The sequence below is a fragment of the Ferrimonas futtsuensis DSM 18154 genome, from assembly GCF_000422645.1.
Taxonomy (GTDB): Bacteria; Pseudomonadota; Gammaproteobacteria; order Enterobacterales; family Shewanellaceae; genus Ferrimonas; species Ferrimonas futtsuensis.
The window spans coordinates 11,753-32,720 of record NZ_KE383897.1 but is presented as its reverse complement, the minus strand read 5'-3'; the positions used below and the strand labels follow the sequence as shown (position 1 = coordinate 32,720).

General features: G+C 54.6%; 21 protein-coding genes. 11 read left to right on the top strand and 10 right to left on the bottom strand.

Going from position 1 to position 20,968, the window contains the following annotated elements:
- Nucleotides 1-71 precede the first annotated feature (71 nt).
- The 3 genes from rnt to G505_RS0119445 all read left to right on the top strand — a co-directional run bounded on the left by rnt (nt 72) and on the right by G505_RS0119445 (nt 3,380).
- Nucleotides 72-752: a ribonuclease T gene (rnt, locus tag G505_RS0119455; protein ID WP_028111048.1), complete on the top strand. Its 681-nt coding sequence runs from the start codon at nt 72-74 to the stop codon at nt 750-752.
- Between the two features lie 158 nt (nt 753-910).
- A complete protein-coding gene (locus G505_RS0119450; protein WP_028111047.1) occupies nt 911-1,921 on the top strand; it encodes a sensor domain-containing diguanylate cyclase in 1,011 nt (336 codons plus the stop codon).
- Between the two features lie 133 nt (nt 1,922-2,054).
- A complete protein-coding gene (locus G505_RS0119445; protein WP_028111046.1) occupies nt 2,055-3,380 on the top strand; it encodes a Na+/H+ antiporter family protein in 1,326 nt (441 codons plus the stop codon).
- 68 nt (nt 3,381-3,448) lie between these two features.
- On the opposite strand, the gene G505_RS0119440 is transcribed toward G505_RS0119445, so the two are convergent.
- Nucleotides 3,449-3,787: a Grx4 family monothiol glutaredoxin gene (locus tag G505_RS0119440; protein ID WP_028111045.1), complete on the bottom strand. Its 339-nt coding sequence runs from the start codon at nt 3,785-3,787 to the stop codon at nt 3,449-3,451.
- A gap of 189 nt (nt 3,788-3,976) precedes the next feature.
- Here G505_RS0119440 and sodB point away from each other — a divergent pair, with 189 nt between their 5' ends.
- Nucleotides 3,977-4,561, top strand: coding sequence for a superoxide dismutase [Fe] (gene sodB / locus G505_RS0119435; RefSeq protein WP_028111044.1), 585 nt, complete (start codon nt 3,977-3,979; stop codon nt 4,559-4,561).
- A gap of 104 nt (nt 4,562-4,665) precedes the next feature.
- Here sodB and G505_RS0119430 read toward each other — a convergent pair whose 3' ends face one another.
- Nucleotides 4,666-4,866: a hypothetical protein gene (locus G505_RS0119430; protein ID WP_028111043.1), complete on the bottom strand. Its 201-nt coding sequence runs from the start codon at nt 4,864-4,866 to the stop codon at nt 4,666-4,668.
- 408 nt (nt 4,867-5,274) lie between these two features.
- Between G505_RS0119430 and G505_RS0119425 the strand changes: the two genes are divergently transcribed.
- From G505_RS0119425 to G505_RS0119415, 3 genes are read left to right on the top strand one after another with little or no spacing between them, the layout of a single operon-like run.
- Nucleotides 5,275-7,209, top strand: coding sequence for a PrkA family serine protein kinase (locus tag G505_RS0119425; protein ID WP_028111042.1), 1,935 nt, complete (start codon nt 5,275-5,277; stop codon nt 7,207-7,209).
- 18 nt (nt 7,210-7,227) lie between these two features.
- The gene (locus G505_RS0119420; RefSeq protein WP_028111041.1) at nt 7,228-8,496 is read left to right on the top strand and encodes a YeaH/YhbH family protein; all 1,269 of its coding nucleotides are present in this window, start codon (nt 7,228-7,230) and stop codon (nt 8,494-8,496) included.
- A gap of 20 nt (nt 8,497-8,516) precedes the next feature.
- A complete protein-coding gene (locus tag G505_RS0119415) occupies nt 8,517-10,025 on the top strand; it encodes a SpoVR family protein (protein ID WP_035385593.1) in 1,509 nt (502 codons plus the stop codon).
- 103 nt (nt 10,026-10,128) lie between these two features.
- Here G505_RS0119415 and fadR read toward each other — a convergent pair whose 3' ends face one another.
- Nucleotides 10,129-10,839 carry a fatty acid metabolism transcriptional regulator FadR gene (gene fadR / locus G505_RS0119410; protein ID WP_028111039.1) on the bottom strand — a complete coding sequence of 237 codons (711 nt, stop codon included), beginning with the start codon at nt 10,837-10,839 and terminating at the stop codon, nt 10,129-10,131.
- A gap of 310 nt (nt 10,840-11,149) precedes the next feature.
- Here fadR and nhaB point away from each other — a divergent pair, with 310 nt between their 5' ends.
- Both nhaB and dsbB read left to right on the top strand, forming a co-directional pair.
- Complete coding sequence (gene nhaB / locus G505_RS0119405; protein ID WP_028111038.1) at nt 11,150-12,742, top strand: sodium/proton antiporter NhaB; 1,593 nt, start codon at nt 11,150-11,152, stop codon at nt 12,740-12,742.
- A gap of 90 nt (nt 12,743-12,832) precedes the next feature.
- Nucleotides 12,833-13,384 carry a disulfide bond formation protein DsbB gene (dsbB, locus tag G505_RS0119400; RefSeq protein WP_035385592.1) on the top strand — a complete coding sequence of 184 codons (552 nt, stop codon included), beginning with the start codon at nt 12,833-12,835 and terminating at the stop codon, nt 13,382-13,384.
- A 55-nt stretch (nt 13,385-13,439) separates the two neighbouring features.
- Here dsbB and G505_RS0119395 read toward each other — a convergent pair whose 3' ends face one another.
- The 5 genes from G505_RS0119395 to smrA all read right to left on the bottom strand — a co-directional run bounded on the left by G505_RS0119395 (nt 13,440) and on the right by smrA (nt 18,627).
- On the bottom strand, nt 13,440-15,260 hold the full coding sequence (locus G505_RS0119395; protein WP_051216502.1) for a methyl-accepting chemotaxis protein: 1,821 nt from the start codon (nt 15,258-15,260) through the stop codon (nt 13,440-13,442).
- Between the two features lie 783 nt (nt 15,261-16,043).
- On the bottom strand, nt 16,044-16,523 hold the full coding sequence (locus tag G505_RS0119390; protein WP_051216500.1) for a YcgN family cysteine cluster protein: 480 nt from the start codon (nt 16,521-16,523) through the stop codon (nt 16,044-16,046).
- Nucleotides 16,524-16,695: 172 nt separating this feature from the next.
- Nucleotides 16,696-17,664 carry a lytic murein transglycosylase gene (locus G505_RS0119385; RefSeq protein ID WP_028111034.1) on the bottom strand — a complete coding sequence of 323 codons (969 nt, stop codon included), beginning with the start codon at nt 17,662-17,664 and terminating at the stop codon, nt 16,696-16,698.
- Between the two features lie 21 nt (nt 17,665-17,685).
- Nucleotides 17,686-17,970, bottom strand: a complete 285-nt coding sequence (locus G505_RS0119380; RefSeq protein ID WP_028111033.1) for a YcgL domain-containing protein — start codon at nt 17,968-17,970, stop codon at nt 17,686-17,688.
- A 75-nt stretch (nt 17,971-18,045) separates the two neighbouring features.
- Nucleotides 18,046-18,627, bottom strand: a complete 582-nt coding sequence (smrA, locus tag G505_RS0119375) for a DNA endonuclease SmrA (protein ID WP_028111032.1) — start codon at nt 18,625-18,627, stop codon at nt 18,046-18,048.
- Between the two features lie 197 nt (nt 18,628-18,824).
- On the opposite strand from smrA, the gene G505_RS0119370 reads away from it, so the two are divergent.
- The gene (locus G505_RS0119370) at nt 18,825-19,382 is read left to right on the top strand and encodes a YybH family protein (protein WP_035385590.1); all 558 of its coding nucleotides are present in this window, start codon (nt 18,825-18,827) and stop codon (nt 19,380-19,382) included.
- A complete protein-coding gene (locus G505_RS0119365) occupies nt 19,379-19,837 on the top strand; it encodes a YchJ family protein (protein ID WP_028111030.1) in 459 nt (152 codons plus the stop codon). The genes G505_RS0119370 and G505_RS0119365 overlap by 4 nt, the downstream gene beginning before the upstream one ends.
- A 58-nt stretch (nt 19,838-19,895) precedes the next feature.
- Here the strand turns inward: G505_RS0119365 and G505_RS22100 are convergent, their stop codons facing one another.
- Together G505_RS22100 and G505_RS22095 are read right to left on the bottom strand one after the other, a co-directional pair.
- Nucleotides 19,896-20,180, bottom strand: coding sequence for a DUF406 family protein (locus tag G505_RS22100; RefSeq protein ID WP_084644081.1), 285 nt, complete (start codon nt 20,178-20,180; stop codon nt 19,896-19,898).
- A gap of 114 nt (nt 20,181-20,294) precedes the next feature.
- Nucleotides 20,295-20,780: a VC2046/SO_2500 family protein gene (locus tag G505_RS22095; protein ID WP_169628234.1), complete on the bottom strand. Its 486-nt coding sequence runs from the start codon at nt 20,778-20,780 to the stop codon at nt 20,295-20,297.
- Between the last annotated feature and the right edge of the window lie 188 nt (nt 20,781-20,968).

Genomic DNA, 20,968 nt, shown 5'->3' with positions numbered 1-20,968 from the left:
CAACCAATTTTTTTGCATTATCCCGGGGCTTTGCGATAATTGCGCCCCCCAAGAGAAACAAAGCTGGCGGCATGACCCCTATTAAACCAGAAAATCTGCTTGTTAACCGCTTCCGCGGCTATTTTCCCGTGGTGATCGACATCGAAACCGCCGGCTTCAATGCCGCCACCGACGCTGTGCTGGAGATCGCCGCCGTCACCCTTGAAATGGACAGCGATGGCTGGCTGAAGCCTGCCCAGACCCTGCACTTCCATATTGAGCCCTTCGAAGGCGCCAATCTGGAGCCGGCTGCCCTGGAGTTCAATGGCATCGATCCCCACAACCCGCTTCGCGGGGCCGTTTCCGAAAAGGAAGCATTGCAGGAGATCTTCAAGGCAATTCGTAAAGCCCAGAAGGCCGCGGGGTGTCACCGCTCTATCGTCGTAGCCCACAACGCTGCGTTTGATCACGGCTTCCTCAATGCCGCCATCGAACGGGCCAAGATCAAGCGGGTGCCCTTCCACCCCTTCGCCACCTTCGACACCGCCACGCTTTCCGGCCTGGCCCTGGGTCAGACGGTACTGGCCAAGGCGTGCCGCACCGCCGGCGTCGAGTTTGACAATAAGCAGGCTCACTCCGCCCTGTACGACACCGAGCGTACCGCCGAGTTGTTCTGTCACATCGTCAACAAGTGGAAGTCCCTGGGTGGATGGCAGGTGCCCGAGGAGAACATCAAAAGTGGCGAACCCAAAGAGTCTGACAAAGAAGAGTAATTAAATCAGGGGCGTATATTGCGCCCCTGCTCCCGCCTTCTACCATTTCCAATCCATCTGAGCACCAGCCGGCGTCAAATTTTTGCCACCCGTAACAATTTTGACAATTTTTCGATACAATGCGCTCATAATTATCAAAAGAGCAACATCGATTGCCTATGAGTGCCCAACTACTTTTAAAGGCTCACCAGGGGCTGAACCAGGCTTTGCGACAGCTGGCACTGGGTTGCGGCGTCAAGCAGACCCTGGACAGTCTGATCGGATTGGCAGAGGAGATCACGCCTGAAGTGCGGGTGTCGGTACTCTCCTACGATTCGGACAGCCAAACCCTCAGCACTCTGAGTGCGCCCAGTCTGCCCAAGGAATACAACAACGCCATCGATGGCGTCGCCGTCGGTCCCACTGTGGGGTCCTGTGGCAAAGCCGCCTTCTTCAAGCAAGAGGTGTTCACCCCGGATATCTACGACGACCCCAACTGGGAAGCGTTCCTGCCTCTGGCGAAGATGGCAGGCATTCGTGCCTGCTGGTCGCTGCCTGTGGTCTCCAGCCGGGGCAACCTGCTGGGCACCTTCGCCCTCTATCTGGATACACCCGCCCTGCCCAGCGAGTTTGACCAGGAGTTCATGTCGCTGATGAGCTCGGTGGCCGCCGTCGCCATAGAGAAAGATGAGGTGGAGAAGGAGCTCTATTATGCGGCCACCCACGACTCCCTCACCGGCGTCGCCAACCGCCATCAGTTCTGTGCCCGCCTGGACCAATTGATGGCTGCCGCGCACCGCACCGGCGCTCCATTGGCGCTCTACTTTATTGACATCAATAACTTCAAACGCTTTAACGACAACTTTGGCCACTCATTCGGGGACAGGGTGTTGATTAAGGTGGCCGAGAGGCTGCGCAGCATCAGTCGTGACATGGATGTGGTTGGCCGGCTTGGCGGAGATGAGTTTGTGCTGCTATGCCCTCTGCAGCAGGACACCTGTTCCGAAGCCATCCACTCCAGGCTGATGAACGAACTGCAGCATCAGCTCAGTGTGGAGCAGGTGGACGTGGTGGCCAGCATAGGTCTGGCCCTTTGGGAACCGGCCGAAGACAAAAGTGCCGAGCAGCTAATCGCCGAAGCGGACCGTCAGATGTACCAGAACAAGCAATCTCTCAAGCGGGCCGGCTGACACCGGTCCGGGTGCCCGATTTCCGTCACACAATTGCACCCGAACTGCATATTTATCTGGACACTTCCCCTGTGAACCTGAAAATGGTTCGTTTCCCTCTTAAAACAGCAATCAACCATAGGTAATAAATATAATGAACGCCGTCGTCATTGCGGTACTCCTGGTCCTGGTGCTCAGCCTGGCCAGAGTCAACGTGATCATCGCGCTCACCGTCAGCGCCCTGGTTGCCGGCCTACTTGGCAACATGAGTCTGGCAGAGACTATTGACGCCTTTAATACGGGCCTGGGTGGCGGTGCCACCATCGCTCTGGGTTACGCCCTGCTGGGCGCCTTCGCCGTGGCCCTGAGCCACACCGGCATTACCGACAGCCTCTCCCGGGGAATCATCGGCCGATTGGGGGGCCAACCGGACAATCAGGCGGTCACCGGGGTAAAATACGCCCTGCTGGTGGCAATCCTGCTGATGTCTGTGGCGTCACAAAATGCGGTACCTATTCATATCGCTTTTATTCCCATCCTGATCCCACCTCTGTTGGGCGTGTTCAACAAGCTGAACCTGGATCGCCGTCTGATCGCCTGTGTGCTGACCTTTGGCCTGGTCACCACCTACATGGTTTTGCCCGTGGGCTTCGGCGGCATCTTCCTCAAGGACATCCTGATGGCCAACCTGGTCAGCAACGGCCTGGAGATGCAGGCCGATGAACTGATGGGCGCCATGTTCATTCCGGCACTGGGGATGGTATTTGGGTTGCTGACCGCCATGTTCGTCAGCTATCGCACCCCCCGGATCTATCAGGATAAGGAGCTGGACGGCAGTGAACATGTGGAGCACCAGCCCCTGAGCAGCCTGCGTATCGCCGTGGTAATGGTGGCCATCGCCGCCACTTTGGGCATTCAGCTCTATACCGACTCCATGATCTTCGGTGCCCTGGCAGGCTTTGTGGTCCTGAATCTCGGCGGCATGGACAAGGGGATCTCCAGCCAGGATCTCTTTACTCAGGGGGTCAGAATGATGGCCACCGTCGGGTTCATCATGATCGCCGCTGCGGGCTTTGCCGCAGTGATTAAGGCCACCGGTGAAGTGCCCGCCCTGGTAGACTCCATCCAGGCGATGATTGGCACAGACAAGGCTCTGGCCGCCTTCCTGATGCTGCTGGTAGGCCTGTTCATCACCATGGGGATTGGCTCCTCCTTCTCCACCATTCCCATCATCGCCGCCATCTATGTGCCCCTGGCTATGGGCTTTGGCTTCTCTACCCCGGCGATCATCGCCCTGGTGGGCACCGCAGCCGCCCTGGGTGACGCAGGTTCCCCGGCTTCAGACTCCACCCTGGGGCCCACTGCCGGCCTTAATGCCGACGGTCAGCACGACCATATCTGGGACTCTGTGGTCCCCACCTTCCTGCACTACAACCTGCCGCTGCTCGCCTCTGGCTGGGTGGCCGCCATGGTTCTCTAGGAAGCCGTTTAAAAACAACAAAAGGGGCGCCCGATGGCGCCCCTTTTATTGCAGTTCTGAGGAGAGGATTACTCCGCCTCCTGCTCCTTGTATTTGGCGGCAGTCTCGGTAACCAGGCTTTGCAGCTCACCGGTACGTGCCATCTCAAGGATGATGTCACAGCCACCGATCAGCTCACCTTCCACCCACAGCTGAGGGAAGGTGGGCCAGTTGGCGTACTTCGGCAGCTCGGCACGAATATCGGGGTTTTGCAGGATATCCACGTAGGCAAACGCTTCACCGCAGTTCACCAGCATCTGGGATGCCTGAGCGGAAAATCCACAGCTAGGCAGCTTGGGAGAACCCTTCATATACAGGATGATGGGATTTTCCGCGATTTGTGACTTAATCTTCTCTACAGTTTCCATGAGTACCACATCTGGTAGTGATCTTGATTCTCATTCTATTAAAAGTGCAACCAAACCCCAATGTATTTTTTCGATGAAGTCAGTTAGAACATTCAATTGGGATCATGATGCACGTCACAGGTTAAGCGAGTACAATGTTGTCAAAACGGAACAAAACCAACAGCTAAATCAGCTAAATGGAGAACGCAAATGGCTTTCGAACTACCTGCACTGCCTTACGCTAAGGATGCACTGGAGCCCCACATCTCAGCCGAGACCCTGGACTTTCACCATGGCAAGCACCACAACACCTATGTGGTTAAGCTGAATGGCCTGATCGAGGGCACCGAGTTCGCCGGTAAATCTCTGGAAGAGATCATCAAGAGCTCCAGCGGCGGTGTATTCAACAACGCGGCCCAAATTTGGAATCACACTTTCTACTGGCACTGCCTGTCCCCTAACGGTGGCGGCGAAGCGACTGGCGCCATTGCTGACGCCATCAATGCGGCCTTTGGCTCTTTTGACGCGTTCAAGGCCAAGTTCACTGACATGGCGATCAACAACTTCGGCTCCAGCTGGACCTGGTTGGTGAAAAAAGCTGATGGCAGCCTGGATATCGTCAACACCAGCAATGCCGGTACTCCGCTGACCGACGAGGGGGTGACTCCTCTGCTGACCGTCGACCTGTGGGAGCACGCCTACTACATCGACTACCGCAACGTTCGCCCCGATTACATGAAGGGTTTCTGGGCCCTGGTAAACTGGGAGTTTGCCAACCAGAACTTCGCTGGTTAATCAGCTGAACATTGCAATGAGGGAGCCAATCGGCTCCCTTTTTTGAGCCTGGAGATCAACAAAGGAGCCGGCGGGCTCCCTACTCTGCTAACCGCTCTTCCCCATCATTGCTCTGAGGTGAGCTTGTCCCAACCCTGCCATTCGCCAGACTGAGAGAAAAACCTCTCAGGGTCATCCGGCACCCAGCTTGGACGGCTGTTCTGCTGATGGTATTCGCGCCACTGCTCTTTGCTGTGAATGCCGCACCATCTGGCGTAGGTTGAAATCATCTCTATCGAAACATGATCGTGTTGAGTCACCGACATATCGCTACTTCCTGTGTAACCAACCGAGGACACTTTAACAAAAGCTCAAACGTACCTGCTAATGGTTAATTATGACATTTGCATGACAGACTCCAGCGCTCGGCGTCCCCCGCCCAGAGCAGGCCCACAGCAGCTTCTGCGGGGATTCTCTGCGCAACTGCAGACAAATTTTCTGAGCAATTCCGTTACCTGGGCCGTATACAGTTGAAACCCCTGCTCACATGCCGGGGTCTAACTCTTAAGTGAGGAGAGTTTTCGACCCTTTCCCATTAAACCCATGAAATATTTCGTCTTAAAAATCTATGGTTTGCTGTCCTATTTAGAAATATTGGGTCTACGCTTAATGCTAAGGGTTGGAGATGACTGCCCAGCCAACGGCGCGGCAAAACTGATTTCAGGGGGTGACCGATGACCATTTTCCAGCACTATCAGCAACGTTATGAACGTACCCGTGACGAAGAGATGAGCATCCAGGACTATCTGGAACTGTGCAAAACCGATCACAGCGCCTTCAGCAGCGCCGCCGAGCGCCTGCTGGAAGCCATTGGTAAGCCGGAGATGGTGGACACAGCCAAGGATCCCAGGCTGTCACGCATCTTCTCGAACCGGGTTGTGGCCAGATACCCGGCCTTTTCCGAGTTTTACGGCATGGAAGAGGCGATCGAGCAGATCGTCGCCTACCTCAAGCACTCGGCACAGGGTCTGGAGGAGTCCAAGCAGATTCTCTACCTGCTGGGGCCCGTAGGCGGCGGTAAATCCTCTCTGGCAGAAAAGCTGAAGAAATTGATGTCCAAGGTGCCCATCTATGTACTGAGCGCCAATGGTGAGCGCAGCCCGGTGAACGACTCGCCCCTGTGCCTGTTTGACCTGGAAGAGGATGGCAAACTGCTGGATGAGGAGTACAACATCAGCAAGCGCTACCTGCGCAGCATCATGTCGCCCTGGGCCGCAAAACGACTGCACGAGTTTGGCGGTGACATCAGCAAATTCAAAGTGGCCAAGGTGTACCCGTCCATCCTGGACCAGATCGCCATCGCCAAGACCGAGCCTGGCGATGAGAACAACCAGGATATCTCCTCTCTGGTGGGTAAAGTCGACATTCGTCAGCTGGAACATTTCGCCCAGAACGATGCCGATGCTTACGCCTATTCCGGCGCCCTGTGCCGGGCCAACCAGGGGATCATGGAGTTTGTGGAGATGTTCAAGGCGCCCATCAAGGTGCTGCACCCACTGCTGACCGCCACCCAAGAGGGCAACTACAACAGTACTGAGGGCCTGTCCGCCCTGCCCTTCGCCGGCATCATCCTGGCCCACTCCAATGAGTCGGAGTGGCAGACCTTCCGCAACAACAAGAACAACGAAGCCTTCCTGGACCGGGTCTACATCGTCAAGGTGCCCTACTGCCTGCGCGTCTCGGAAGAGAAGAAGATCTACGAAAAACTGCTGGACAGCTCAGATCTGAGCCAAGCCCAATGCGCCCCGGGTGTGCTGGATATTTTGGCCCAGTTCAGTGTCCTGTCTCGCCTGAAAGACCCGGAAAACTCCTCCGTCTTCTCCAAGATGCGGGTGTACGACGGCGAAACCCTCAAGGATACCGACCCCAAAGCCAAATCCCACCAGGAGTACAAAGACTACGCTGGTGTGGATGAGGGGATGAACGGACTGTCTACCCGATTCGCCTTCAAGATTCTCTCCCGGGTGTTCAACTTCGACCACAGCGAGGTGGCGGCCAATCCGGTGCACCTGTTCTACGTGCTGGAGAAGCAGATCGAGCGCGAGCAGTTTCCCCAGGAGATGGCTGAACGCTATCTGGAACACCTGAAAGGCTACTTGATCCCCAAGTATGTGGAGTTTATCGGCAAGGAGATTCAGACCGCCTATCTGGAGTCCTACTCCGAGTACGGTCAGAACATCTTCGATCGCTACGTCACCTATGCCGACTTCTGGATTCAAGATCAGGAATACCGCGATCCGGAGACCGGCCAGCTGTTTGACCGGGCAGCCCTGAATGCGGAACTTGAGAAGATCGAGAAGCCGGCGGGGATCAGCAATCCCAAGGATTTCCGGAACGAGATCGTCAACTTTGTACTGCGTGCCCGGGCCAACAACGCCGGTAAGAACCCTAACTGGGTCAGCTACGAGAAACTGCGCACGGTGATCGAGAAGAAGATGTTCTCCAACACCGAGGATCTGTTGCCGGTGATCTCCTTCAACACCAAAACCTCTGCGGACGAACAGCAGAAGCATGATGACTTCGTCGACCGCATGATGGAGAAGGGATACACCCGCAAGCAGGTTCGCCTGCTCTCCGAGTGGTACCTGAGGGTACGCAAGTCATCCTGATGCGGTGGGAGAGTGCCTATGACGCATTTTATCGACAAGCGCCTCAACACCAAGGGCAAAAGCACGGTCAACCGCCAGCGTTTTCTGCGTCGCTATAAGAAGCAGATTAAGCAGGCGGTCTCCGATGCCGCCACCAACCGCAGCGTCACCGATGTGGAGAGCGGCGAGAAGATTACCCTGCCCACCAAGAACATCTCCGAACCGGTGTTTCACACCGGTCGCGGAGGGGTTCGCCAAACGGTTCACCCGGGTAACGATCAGTTCCACCGGGGAGACCGCATCGATCGCCCTCCTCAGGGGGGGGGGGGTGGCGCGGGTCAGGGCCAGGCCTCTGACAGCGGGGAAGGCAGCGACGACTTCGTGTTCGAGATCTCCAAGGATGAGTACCTGGATATCCTGTTCGACGATCTTGAGCTTCCTAACCTGCAGAAGACCGCTCTGGATAAACTGGTGGAGTTCAAAACCGTTAGGGCCGGCATCACCTCAGAAGGCCAGCCTGCCAACATTCACATCGTTCGCTCATTGCGGGAGTCTCTGGCCAGGCGGACCGCCATGACTGCAGGAAAACGCCGTGCCCTGCATGAAGCGGAGGCCAAGCTGGACGCACTGACCAACACCCCAGGCTCCAGCAGTGAAGAGATCCAGGCGCTTAAGGAGGAGATTGAGGAGCTGCGCAAGCGGATCAAGGCGGTGCCTTTCCTGGACACCTATGACCTTAAATACACCAACTTCGCCAAGCAGGCGGTGCCCACCTCCAAGGCGGTGATGTTCTGCCTGATGGATGTCTCCGGCTCCATGGACCAGGCCACCAAGGATATCGCCAAACGCTTCTACATCCTGCTCTACCTGTTCCTGACCCGGACCTATAAAGAGCTGGACGTGGTGTTCATCCGCCACCATACCCAAGCGAAGGAGGTGGATGAGCAGGAGTTTTTCTACAGCCAGGAAACCGGCGGGACCATAGTCTCCAGCGCATTGAAACTGATGCATGAGATTCAGCAGGAGCGCTACCCCTCCAACGAATGGAACATCTACGCAGCCCAAGCCTCGGATGGCGACAACTGGGCCGACGATTCGCCCCTGTGTCGACAGCTGCTAGATCAGTCGCTGCTGCCGACTTGCCGCTACTTCACCTACATAGAGATCACCAACCGGGCCCATCAGACTCTGTGGCGCGAGTATGAGACCCTGGCCCAGGTTCACTCTCACTTCGCCATGCAACACATCCGCTCCGTGGAAGACATCTTCCCGGTATTCAAAGAGCTGTTTAAAAAACAGACGGCCTGATTCCATTTGGGGGGAAACCGATGACCGAGAAACGTACCCTGTCAGACGGACCAGACTGGACCTTTGACCTTCTGGATCAGTATCACAAAGAGATTGAGCGGGTAGCCACGCTGTACCGGCTGGACACCTACCCCAATCAGATAGAGGTGATCTCCGCCGAGCAGATGATGGATGCCTACGCCAGTGTCGGCATGCCCATCGGCTACTCCCACTGGACCTTCGGCAAGAAGTTCATTGAAACTGAACGTCATTATAAGCGCGGTCAAATGGGCCTGGCCTACGAGATCGTGATCAACTCCAACCCCTGTATCGCCTACCTGATGGAGGAGAACACCATCACCATGCAAGCCCTGGTGATGGCCCACGCCTGTTACGGCCACAACAGCTTCTTCAAGGGCAATTATCTGTTCCAGACCTGGACCGATGCTGACTCCATCATCGACTACCTGGTATTCGCCAAGAACTTCATTGCCGAGTGCGAAGAGGCCCATGGCATCGACGCCGTTGAGGAACTGCTGGATTCCTGTCACGCCCTGATGAACCTGGGTGTGGACAGGTACAAGCGCCCCGCCGAGATCTCCTTACGTGAGGAGAAGACGCGTCTCAAAGAGCGGGAAGCCTACCTGCAGTCTCAGGTCAACGATCTGTGGCGCACCCTGCCGGCTACCCAGAGTGAGGAGGAGGACAAGCAGGCCCCCCGCTTCCCATCCGATCCTCAGGAGAACCTGCTTTACTTCATCGAAAAGAATGCGCCGCTTCTGGAGCCCTGGCAACGTGAGGTGGTGCGCATCGTTCGCAAGATCTCCCAGTACTTCTACCCCCAGAAACAGACCCAGGTGATGAACGAGGGCTGGGCCACCTTCTGGCACTACACCATCATGAATCACCTCTATGACGAAGGCCTGGTGACAGACCGCTTCATCATGGAGTTTCTCCACAGCCACACCAATGTGGTGATGCAGCCGGAATACAACAGCCCCTACTACAGCGGTATCAATCCTTACGCCCTGGGCTTTGCCATGTTCCAGGACATCCGTCGAATCTGCGAGGACCCGGACGAGGAGGACAAACGCTGGTTCCCGGATATCGCCGGCTCCAACTGGCTGGACACCCTGCATTTCGCCATGAATAACTTCAAGGATGAGAGTTTTATCTCTCAATACCTATCACCCAAGATAATGCGTCAGTTCAAGTTCTTCACCGTTCAGGACGACGACCGCAAGAGTTACCTGGAGGTGGGCGCCATCCACAACGATGAGGGCTATCGGGAATTAAGACAGAACCTGTCCGCCCAGTACAACCTTTCCAATCTGGAGCCCAATATCCAGGTGTGGAACGTCAAGGTCAGAGGGGACCGCTCACTGATTCTCCGCTATCAGCCCCACAGTCGCATCCCCCTGGCTGACAGCAAGGAGGAGGTGATGAAGCACCTGCACCGCCTGTGGGGGTTCGATGTCTACCTGGAGGAGGAGAAGGAGAACGGCAATACGGAGATCATTGCCCGAAGCCTGGCCAAAGCCGAAGAGTAACGGCAGAGCCCCACCGGAGCCTGCAGGCCATATTCACCGTTCGACTGACCACAAAAAAGCCCGCTGAAGCGGGCTTTTTTCTGTATGGCAGACCACGACGGTCTTACTCGGCGATATCCTTGGGCATATCGGAGCGAATTCTCATCCACAACTTACCGGACTCAATGCCATATTTGCGAACGATGTGAGGCACCTCGTCGGCATCCCCCTGCTCGGCGCATTTCAGCAGGTCCTTATAGTAGTTACGAGCCAGATCCCGGGCCGCTTCCTGACTGAAGTAGTATCGGCCAACCCGGCTGTAGAGACCCTTGAAGCCGTTGAGGATCAGGGCGTAGATGGGGTTGTCCGAGGCCATAGCCAGGGAGTGGTTCAGGTTGTAGTCGTAATCGGAGAATGCACTGGGATCATCATGGATGTCGCTCCACTGAGACAAGACTTCCTGAGCACGCACCGGGTTATAGCGCACCGCAGAGCGGATATAGATGGCGCTGATATTAGTGCGGGCGGAGAGCAGTTGATCCATCAGCTCCGGCACGCCATCCTGGTCCAGGCGGGCAATGGTTTCCAGGATATTAAGCCCGGAGGTCTCCCAGAAATTGTTCACCCGGGTCGGTTTACCGTGCTGAATCGTCAGCCAGCCATCTCTGGCCAGACGCTGCAAAACTTCCCTCAAAGTGGTTCGGGTTACCCCGATCAGCTCGGACAGTTCGCGCTCCGCTGGCAGTATGGTTCCAGGTGCGAACTTATTGTTCCATATGGATTTTACGATGTACTCTTCGGCAAATCCTGCTGGACTCTGCGCTTTTATTATCATAGTCACGGGGGCCTTACGACTCTTGAACAAGGTGTAATTGAATTATCTTAGCAAATAAAGAACAAATGCAAAAATGCGATCCGCTCCCCAAATATTTAACTAAATTGAGTTCGTTCACAACTTTAACATGCTATTCGGTGGATTCGCAGCCAGATTAACTGTAAAAAAGTGGTCGAACCTTAGCATTATCAAATAATGATAAGGATTTTTGATATTCGGTGTCAGTTAACGTTAACCACAAATCCGAGTATGATCGCCCATCTGTCTGCGACACCACAATAAAATCGATAAAATAGTAAGGAAGGGAGCTATGGCACTAAGTCTACGCCAAGCCTTTTTTCACAACTTCTTAGGCCAGGCGCCTAAGTGGTACAAATTGGCAATCATCGCCTTTTTGGTGATCAACCCGATTGTCTTCGCGATCGACCCCTTTATCGCCGGCTGGCTGCTGGTGATTGAGTTCATCTTTACCCTGGCCATGGCCTTGAAGTGCTACCCGCTTCAGCCCGGCGGCCTACTGGCCATCGAAGCTGTGGCCATAGGCATGACCTCACCGGCAACCGTGCTCCATGAGCTGGAAGCCAACCTGGAAGTGATTCTGCTGCTTATCTTTATGGTGGCGGGTATCTTCTTTATGAAGCAGCTGCTGCTGTTCATCTTTACCAAGCTGGTCACCAAGGTCCGTTCCAAGGCCTTGTTGTCTCTAGCCTTCTGTTTCTTCTCTGCCTTCCTGTCTGCCTTCCTCGATGCCCTGACCGTTATCGCGGTAATCATTGCGGTAGCCATTGGTTTCTACACCATCTACCACAAGGTCGCGTCGGGTAAGGATTTCACTCAGGATCACGACCACAACAACGACGAACAGGACGACCTGTGCAAGGACGACCTGGAACAGTTCCGTGGCTTCCTGCGCAACCTGATGATGCACGCCGGTGTGGGTACCGCCCTCGGTGGCGTATGCACCATGGTCGGTGAACCTCAGAACCTGATCATCGCCGCCCAGTCCAACTGGAACTTCGCCGAATTCTTCGTGCGCATGTCCCCGGTGACCATACCTGTACTGGCCGCCGGCCTGCTGACCTGTGTGCTGGTCGAGAAGTTCAAGATCGTGGGTTACGGTGAAGAGCTGCCCGAGTCTGTTCGCAAGATCCTGGTTGATTACGCCGAGTATGAAGATAAGCGCCGTACCAACAAGGACCGTGCCATGCTGATCATTCAGGGTCTGGTAGGCCTGTGGCTGGTGGCTGGCCTGGCACTGCACCTGGCGGCCGTAGGTCTGATTGGTCTGTCTGTGATCATTCTGACCACCTCCTTCAATGGCATTATCGATGAGCACTCCTTGGGTAAGGCATTTGAAGAGGCTCTGCCCTTTACCGCCCTGCTGGCCGTATTCTTCGCCATTGTAGGCGTCATCATCGAGCAGGGTCTGTTTGCTCCAGTGATCACCTGGGTACTCTCCTACTCCGGTAAGACTCAGGCGGTGATGTTCTTTATCGCCAACGGTCTGCTGTCCATGGTGTCCGACAACGTGTTTGTGGGTACCGTGTACATTAACGAAGTGAAGACCGCTTTGCTGGAAGGCAAGATCACCCGAGACCAGTTCGACATGCTGGCTGTGGCCATCAATACAGGTACCAACCTGCCCTCCGTTGCTACCCCCAACGGCCAGGCTGCCTTCCTGTTCCTGCTGACCTCGGCCCTGGCCCCGCTTATCCGCCTGTCTTACGGTCGCATGGTGATTCTGGCCCTGCCCTACACCATAGTGATGTCCTTTGTGGGCCTGGCGACCATCGAATTCGGTTTGCTGGATAACCTGACTCAGTACTTCTATGAGATGCATTGGATCAACCACCACTCAGTCGCAGAAGCAGCCGCGGGCGCCATCAGTGCCGGCCATCACTAAATGATAATGATTTAGAACTGCATATTGCCTTCTGATAGAAACGCCCTCACAATCTGAGGGCGTTTTTTTGTAAGTTTTTCAGGAGTCACCATGCTGGACCAAGCCCGACAATTCACCTCTGAGCGACGCAGCTGGTTGCTGCTGGCCGCCTCGGCCCTGGCATTGGAGCTGATCGCCCTGGTGTTCCAGTACGGCATGGATCTCAAGCCCTGCGTCTACTGTATCTATGTGAGGCTGGCGGTGTTTGCCCTGATGCTGGTGGCTCTGATCACCGCCATCCGTCCCGACTATAAACCCCTACGCACCTTGGGGTTTCTCGGTTGGGCAGGCAGCTCAGCCTGGGCCCTGTCTCTGAATCTGACGCTGCATGCCAAGCAGACCGCTCCCCCGACTCTGTTCGGTTCTACCTGTGACGCCATCCCCAACTTCCCTCTTTGGGCCCCTCTGCATGAGTGGATTCCCAGTGTGTTTATGCCCACGGGAGACTGCAGTGACTCACCCTGGTCCTTTCTGGGCCTCTCCATGGCCCAGTGGCTCATCGGACTCTTTGCGGTGCATCTGGTTCTCTGTCTGCTGTTCTGGCTGACTACGCTGAATGAGAAGAAAAAGGGCGGCGAGTGCTGCGGAGGCAGTTGTCACTAGCCTCTGAACAAAAAAAGGGCTGCCTCAGGGCAGCCCTTTCTCAAACTAAGCAATACTAGTCCAGCTTAAACCGGCTCACTATGCCCAGAAGCTGGGTGTTGACCGCGGCCAGGCTATTGGCCTCATCCAGGGTCTGATTTCCGCTGTCGGCCAGCTTGAGCACCATCTCACGTATGGCGGTCATGTTACGGCTGATCTCCTGAGACACGCTACTCTGCTCCTCTGCGGCAGTGGCGATTTGAGAACTCAAATCGTTGATGTCCGACACAAAGCTGCTCATGGTCTCAAGGCTGCCAGACACCTCCTGGGCACCACTGGCGGTCTCTTCGCAGGTCTTCTTGGTTCCAGCCATCGCCGTGACCACTCTGCTGGAGCCCTGAAGTAGCACCTCCAGAGCTTTTTCGATCTCTGCCGTACTCTGCTGGGTCCGTCCAGCCAGGGCCCGAACCTCCTCCGCCACCACGGCAAATCCACGCCCCTGTGCGCCAGCCCGGGCCGCCTCAATGGCGGCGTTCAGCGCTAGCAAGTTGGTCTGATCGGCTATCTCACCAATCACTTTGAGTATGGAGTTGATGCTGTGAGTTTCATCGCTCATGCTCTGAATATTCCCGGCGGTCACTTCCACCTCTTCCACCAGAGAGATCACCGAACTCTGGGCCTGGGCCACAATCACCTTGGACTGCTCGCCCGTCTGGTTGGCCTCTCGGGTGTATTGGGCCGCTTCTGCTGCGCTGCTGGCCACAGTCTCTGCGGTGGCATTGAGCTCCTCCATGGCCGTCGCCACCTGATCCGTCTCAGACATGTGGCTGGCCAGGATCGCCTCATTCTCTTCCGCCTGGGTCTTCAGCACATCCACACCATGGGCCAGCTCGCCAGTCACCTGACGAACTTCCAACATCATGGTCTGCAGAGAACTGACTACGGTATTGATGCCGTTGGAGATCTTTCCTAGATCGTCGTCGGAGCGCACCTCCAGCCTCTGGGTCAGGTCCCCCTCCCCTTCAGCCAAGTCCTGCACCCGCTCTTTCAGTGCCACGATGGGCCGATAGAGGTAGTTCAGCATCACCACCAACACCAAAGCGGAGATCAGTGTGCTGATGACGCCGGTGAGTACCACCGTCTGATTCGCTTCGGAGACCGATGCGTAGACCACATCCTTCTCCACGGCAATCAGGAAATACCAGGAGTTGCCTCCGGGAAGCGGAATCCGATTGGAGATCACCAGCTTGTCGGTGTCGTTAAGTACATATTCGGAATAAAGGCTGTCACTGACCAACACTCGGTTTGCCTGCTCACCCAAACCGGGTACCGCAGACAAAGAGGTCTGTACCGGAGCAAATTTGGAGGTCGTGGCAATGATGTTGCCGCTCTGTTCGGCAAGAATGGCAATGGTGCCGGGAGCAAGCTCCACCTGGCTCAAGACCTTGTCCAACTCACTCATCGCCAGGCTGGCGGCCACCACTCCTTTAGAGGCCGGCTTCACTATGGACAGATAGGGCGTAGTATCACCAGGCACAAAGTAGACATCGGTCACCTGGGTGTCATTGCCTGACCGGCCCACCTGGTACCAGCGGCGGCCGGTAACATCCTGACTGGGCTGCAACACTCCCTGGGGCCAACCCTTAAAGGCACGAGATGCGTAGCCTTCCCCGCTCTCCAGTCCCAGCATCATTCCGGGGAGCCCGGTGACCAGCTCGGCCTCCTTTAAGGCAGACAGGTACTGATTCTCATCCCAGCTCTGATGGCCATCAAACAGCTCAGCCAGACCATCCACCGCCCGGTGCCCTCTCTCCACCAGTTCTTTGAGCGCCGAACTCTCGTGACTCACCGCCTGCTCCATGGAGAACTTAACCTCCTCGCTGATGGCATGGCTCATATTTCTCGCTGAAATTACACTGGTGACCGCCAAAGCCAGAACCAGCAAACCCAAAGACATCGCCATTAAACTGGCTTTAAAGCTCATTCCTTTCATAGATCCATCCGTTTGGATTAATTTACTTCCAACCCCAATTAAGACTTCATTCGCACTCTTGGAATAAACCTACAAAGCTCAATTTCGACACCGGTCGAGATTGAAACTCAACCAGTGTCATTTTTTTGCTCATGGCATTTTTTTGGCGCGATTAGAACCAGTATTGAACATGCTCTAGGCAAACTGTCCGGGCACAAAGTTGTCACGGCACAGGAGATGTTAAAACTGAGAAATACCCATGCAACATGACTGGCACACCCTTATGTATCAGTCACATGCGACAGCGATCACCCTGTTCTCACCTAGGCGGCATAGTAATATCACACTCATAATAGAGAGTGCACTTAAAAAGTGTGACTTATTGAACCTGATTAATGGACTATTTAACGAAGGGATTAATATTGTATTCGCCCTGCCATACATCTATTTCAGTGGCAAGGAAATAATTTGCATATTTACTTTACCTGACAATCACAAAGTGAATAAATCACACCGATCTATTTAATTGATCAATAGCGGCAATTTAAATCTGTTTTACTGATCGCAATATTAAAGAGATTCAATAACCAAGTTCAATTAAATTAATTTTGCAATTTCGACTTTGCCAATTGTTCTTGTAGTTAACGAATTACCTATGAGCACAAACAAAAAAGGCGTGCCAAGCACGCCTTTCTTTTCATGTTGTTGTCAGTCCACATCATCCAGCGGCCACACCACGATGAAACCAAAAAGATCCGGGTCAGGACCGACATCCAGCTCACTGAGCACCTTGCGACGCACCGACATTCCCTGCTGATGCATCTTGGATTTGTTGCCGGTGATCAGAGGGTGCCAGCTGGGCAAGCCGCGCCCCTCGTGGAGACGGCGGTAGGCACAGCTGGTGGGCAACCAGGCAATGGTGCCCACGTTCTCAGGGGTGACCTTGTAGCAATCCGGCACATAATTAAATCGGGTATCGTAGCGACTGCATTGACAGGTTTTGTCGTTCAACAGCTGGCAGGCGATATTGGTGAAGTATACCTCTTCGGTATCGTCATCGATCAGCTTATTCAGGCAGCACTTACCACAGCCGTCACAGAGTGCCTCCCACTCCTGTTCATTCATTTGGGTTAAGGGCTTTTGCCAAAAAGGTTGCTCTGCGCTCACCGTTCTACCTCTGTTACTCATCAACCTCGCCCCACTGGGCGCGGCATTATAGCGATCATGGCAGAAAATATCACTAGGGCGTGTTTATCTATGAAGATCAGATTTTGACCGGCAATGACCCGAGCAACCAAGAGGTACCACTGCGGAGATAGTGGTTCGCACTCAACAAAGGGGGCCATCGCCCCCTCTGGTGTTACTGAGAGAACTTGATTCTGTCTGCCAGGTGGCCCACGGCAGCAACAAAGTAATGACTTCGGTTCCAACGCATTAGGGCATCGTAATTGGCATAGGCCAGGTAGCTACGTCCTTCGGCATCATCGGGTTGAACCAGAGAAGCCTGAATCTCCCGGGACGGCAAGTCCGACCCATCGAAGCGGCGGACACCCAGCTCCTGCCATTGAGACAGGGACAGTTTAACGTTTAGGCCTGTCTGCTCCTTCTTCACCGGCTGAGTGAGAGTTACCTGCCTGGCCCAGGTCAGATCATCACGCCAGCCAACCTGTTTCAGGTAGTTGGCAGCAGACGCAAAGACATCGGCCTTGTTGTTCCAGATATCCTTCTTACCATCACCATCAAAATCAACCGCATAAGCCAGGAATGAGGTGGGCATAAACTGGCATTGTCCCATGGCGCCTGCCCAGGAGCCCTTCATCTGATCGGCGCTGATGTGCCCCTCTTCGAGAATGGTCAGTGCGGCAAACAGCTGGTCTTTGAAAAACGCTTCTCGCCTCCCCTCATAAGCCAGAGAGGTCGTGGCCCCCACCACCGAGAAGTTACCGGTGTAGTTGCCGAAATTGGTCTCGATGCCCCACAGGGCAACAATGAACCTGGGTTGCACACCGTAGGCTTTACCCACTTTTTGCAACAGCTCATTGTGTTGCTTCATCAGCTTTCGTGCTTTCGCAACCTTCCAGTCAGGCACGGCCTGTGGCAGGTAAGTATCCAGGGTTTTCTTGAACTCAGGTTGATTGCGGTCTGCCTTGATTGCCCGCTTATGCAGCTTGATGCCGGCAAACGCAGAATCTATGGTGCCCTGGCTGAAGTTGCGCTCTGCGGCTTCTTTCTTCAACTGCCCCACATACTCCTCGAAGCTCATCTTGTCGGCGGCCTGCAGAGGCAAAGCCATCGCCAGACCCAGTGTCGCTAGCCATTTGAGTTTCATTGTCGCTCCCTAACCTTGGGTTCACTCTTCCTGTTGTGACTTAAGCCACTCTTTGTGAGATTTCAACAAATCCTCCTGCGGAGGAGGCAGTTGCAGATAAAATCCCTTGTCACTCAGGCCGTCTCGTACCTTCTCAATATCCGCCTGAGCCAACTTTCCGAGTTTGGACAGAGGCAAAATCATCACAAACTCGGGCCTGCCGAACATCTCCATAAGCGCCTCTGGCACCTGAGAAAAATCATCCCGCTTGTTGATAAAGAGGTAGGTGTCGAGCTTCTTTGTACTTTTATAAATCGCGCAAATCATAGGTATTCTTTTCTGTTCAGCGGCTTGCTGACTGTCGGTGTTAGCCACTATAGCATGGCCATGGATAAACCCAATTCAGCGTTTCTGATGCCGCTCACGGTTTTCCGTCTTCTGGCGGTCCCCTTTCTTAAGCAGCAGATAGATAGCCCCGTTTCCGCCATGCTGTCTCAGCGCCGAATGGAACGCCAGCACTTCCGGCATCTGTGGAAGCCAATGGGCGACATAGCTCTTGAGCAGACCTTTAAAAGGACGGGTGTGCAATCCTTTTCCGTGAAGAACCAGAGCAGTTCTGACCTCAACCTTTTGGCAATCCTTGATGAACTGTAACAAAGTCTGTTTGGCCTGGGGGACACTCAGGCCATGGAGATCCAATCTGGCATCCACCTGGTATTTTCCCAGCCTCAGGTTCTTGTAGACGCCGTGCTGGACTCCGTCCCGTGCAAAGCCAATTGGGTCCTCTGGTTCGACAGGTTCTACCCCCTCATCACTGACGCCGTCGCGGTTGCCACTGCCATCGGTTTGGGCTGCAAACCTTCGTGCCAACTGGGCTTCCGTGGGTCCCTGCATAGATTGCAAAGGAGTGTGCTTGTCCTGCTTCCCAATGGGTTTGACGTCGGCCATAGCATCCAGAAACTCGTCCATCTCGTTTGATTGCATATTAGCCTCCGCTAAGGTGATAACTCTGTTAGTATACCCAATCCAAAATTGGCGTTGAGTGACTGACGGTCTGACCGCTCACCATTTGCCCACGTGAGTCTGAGCTCTCGTGTCAAACTTTGTAATGGTTTCAACCTTTACAGATTTTGCCCCCTACGGCGATAGTAAAGGTGTGTATTAAAGGTGGAGCACGATACGTGCGCATTCTAGCCCTGATGTTGACCCTAGTGACGGCTCTGCCCGTCTTCGCGGCCGACATCAATAAAGAGATTAATCAGGTCTACGACAACATCAGTCAGGCCTACAACGAGTTGGACACCGATCGCCTGGTGCAGTTCTACAGCGACGGTGCCTGCTTGATCAGTGCGTCCAAAGAGGAGGGCCTGCTCTCCGGCCGGGATCAGATTGCCAAGGGATTCGGACACTGGTTCAAGAAGATCAAAAAACGTGGTGCGGAACTCAAAGTCCACTACCGGGTGGTCAACCGCCGGGTCTCCGACGGCACGGTGACTGATGCGGGCTATTATCTGGTGGTGTATACCCCTGACCGCAGCACCGAACAGCCTGCCAGCGAATTTGTCGGCAAATTCATTATGAGCTTCCAGAAAGACAATTTGGATCAGTGGCGCATCATCAGCGATTCTGCCAATCGCACCAAGGTAAACCGATTCCTGGACGCCAAGCGCAAGGAGGGGCTTTTCTACGAAGAGTACCGCCCTGCCACCACTCAGGACCAGGAGAAGCGCAGCCGATGAGCCTTTGTCACTGCGGCGGCCCCCTCCCCTTCGAGCGCTGCTGCCAACCTTTTCATCTCGGTAAGGCACTCGCCACAACCCCTGAACAGTTGATGCGTTCCCGTTACTCTGCCTTCGTCACGGCACAAGCCAGTTATCTGTTGACCACTCATGATCCGGAAACCCGCCAGGGGCTGACCGAACAGGTGCTCAAACAGAGCTGCGAAGAGAGTGACTTTGTGGGCTTACAGATTACCGATGTTCCGCCCTGTGAACAGGATGAAGGGGTGGTGGAGTTTCGAGCCTGGTACCGACAAGGTAAGGAGATCCTGGCGCTGTGGGAGCGATCCCGATTCCGCCGTCTGGAATCCAGATGGTATTACCACAGTGGGGAGATCCAGCCAGCAGTAAAATTGGGACGAAATGATCTCTGCCCCTGCGGAAGCGGTAAGAAAGCCAAGAAGTGCTGCCTTTAAGCAGGTTTGTGACAAAAAAAGGAGTGCCAATGCACTCCTTTTTCAATTCTGAGCTCTGTTAACCAGCCAGAGTCATCTCGAAGATGATGCGCTCCGCCGCGCAGCTGAAGATAAGCTTTCCAGTCAGGACATTATTTTCGGCATCCCACTGAGTGTCGGTGCCGACCTCGGCGAAACGAGCTTTAGCCTTTTGAACATAGTCGTCGAAAAAGCCCATTGCAGACTGCTCATCGGACCCTTGAACCGGCAGAGTCAGGATGTTGTCCTCTTCCGCAATGATGGCGCCAATATCCATATAGCAACCACAGGTATCGCAACCAGCGCCCTTATTCGTAATGCTCATCTGTTACCTCTGAAAACTGATGGGGATTCAAACTAGAGTATAGCCTTCAAGAGTGGGCCGCTGATTTGATGGAGATCACATTGGTATAACCAATTTACCGATTGAGTTGATTGGTTATACCAATGCTCCCGCCTGCAGACGCTGAGCCGCCAGCAGCTGCTCGAGACGCCACTGACCAGGCTGCCTTGCTGCCTGAACCTGAGCATCTTCGCGCTTTACGCTTGGAGAGCAGTTCGCCAGAGCCTGTTGCATGGCAGCGCTGTGACTCCCCTCATACACCAGGGCGTCGGGATCAAGACAATGTTGCAGACGACTTTGGGGCAGGCCGGATTGATGGAAGGCACTGGCGATACGACAGCTGCGCTGCGCATCTTTGTATTGAGCTTTGGCCTGCTCAGGTTCTGGCAGAGCAAAACGCTCTCGCAGATCCTGTTCCTGTTCTCCAGCGGGTTTTGGCAGTTGAAATTCCGCATGCAGCCGGACGTCTTGCGACAACATGGCTAACATTAAGCCAAAGTCGCTACGTCTCTCTGTTTGAATGGCTTGACTCAGGGAATCTCCGAGCTGCCACTCATTGACCAATATGGCCTCAGCCTGCATAGAAAACATCCAGAAATCATGAGTTCAGTCTCTTTATCGGCCTAACGACATAAAACTTTAGGAAAAAGTTAGTCTAAAGGCTTTACACATACGAAAGCTTTGCTACTATAGCGCCGCACTTGTGGAGGGGTTCCCGATTGGCCCCAAAAGGGGACAGTGATCAGACTTGTCTGATCCCCTGGCCACAC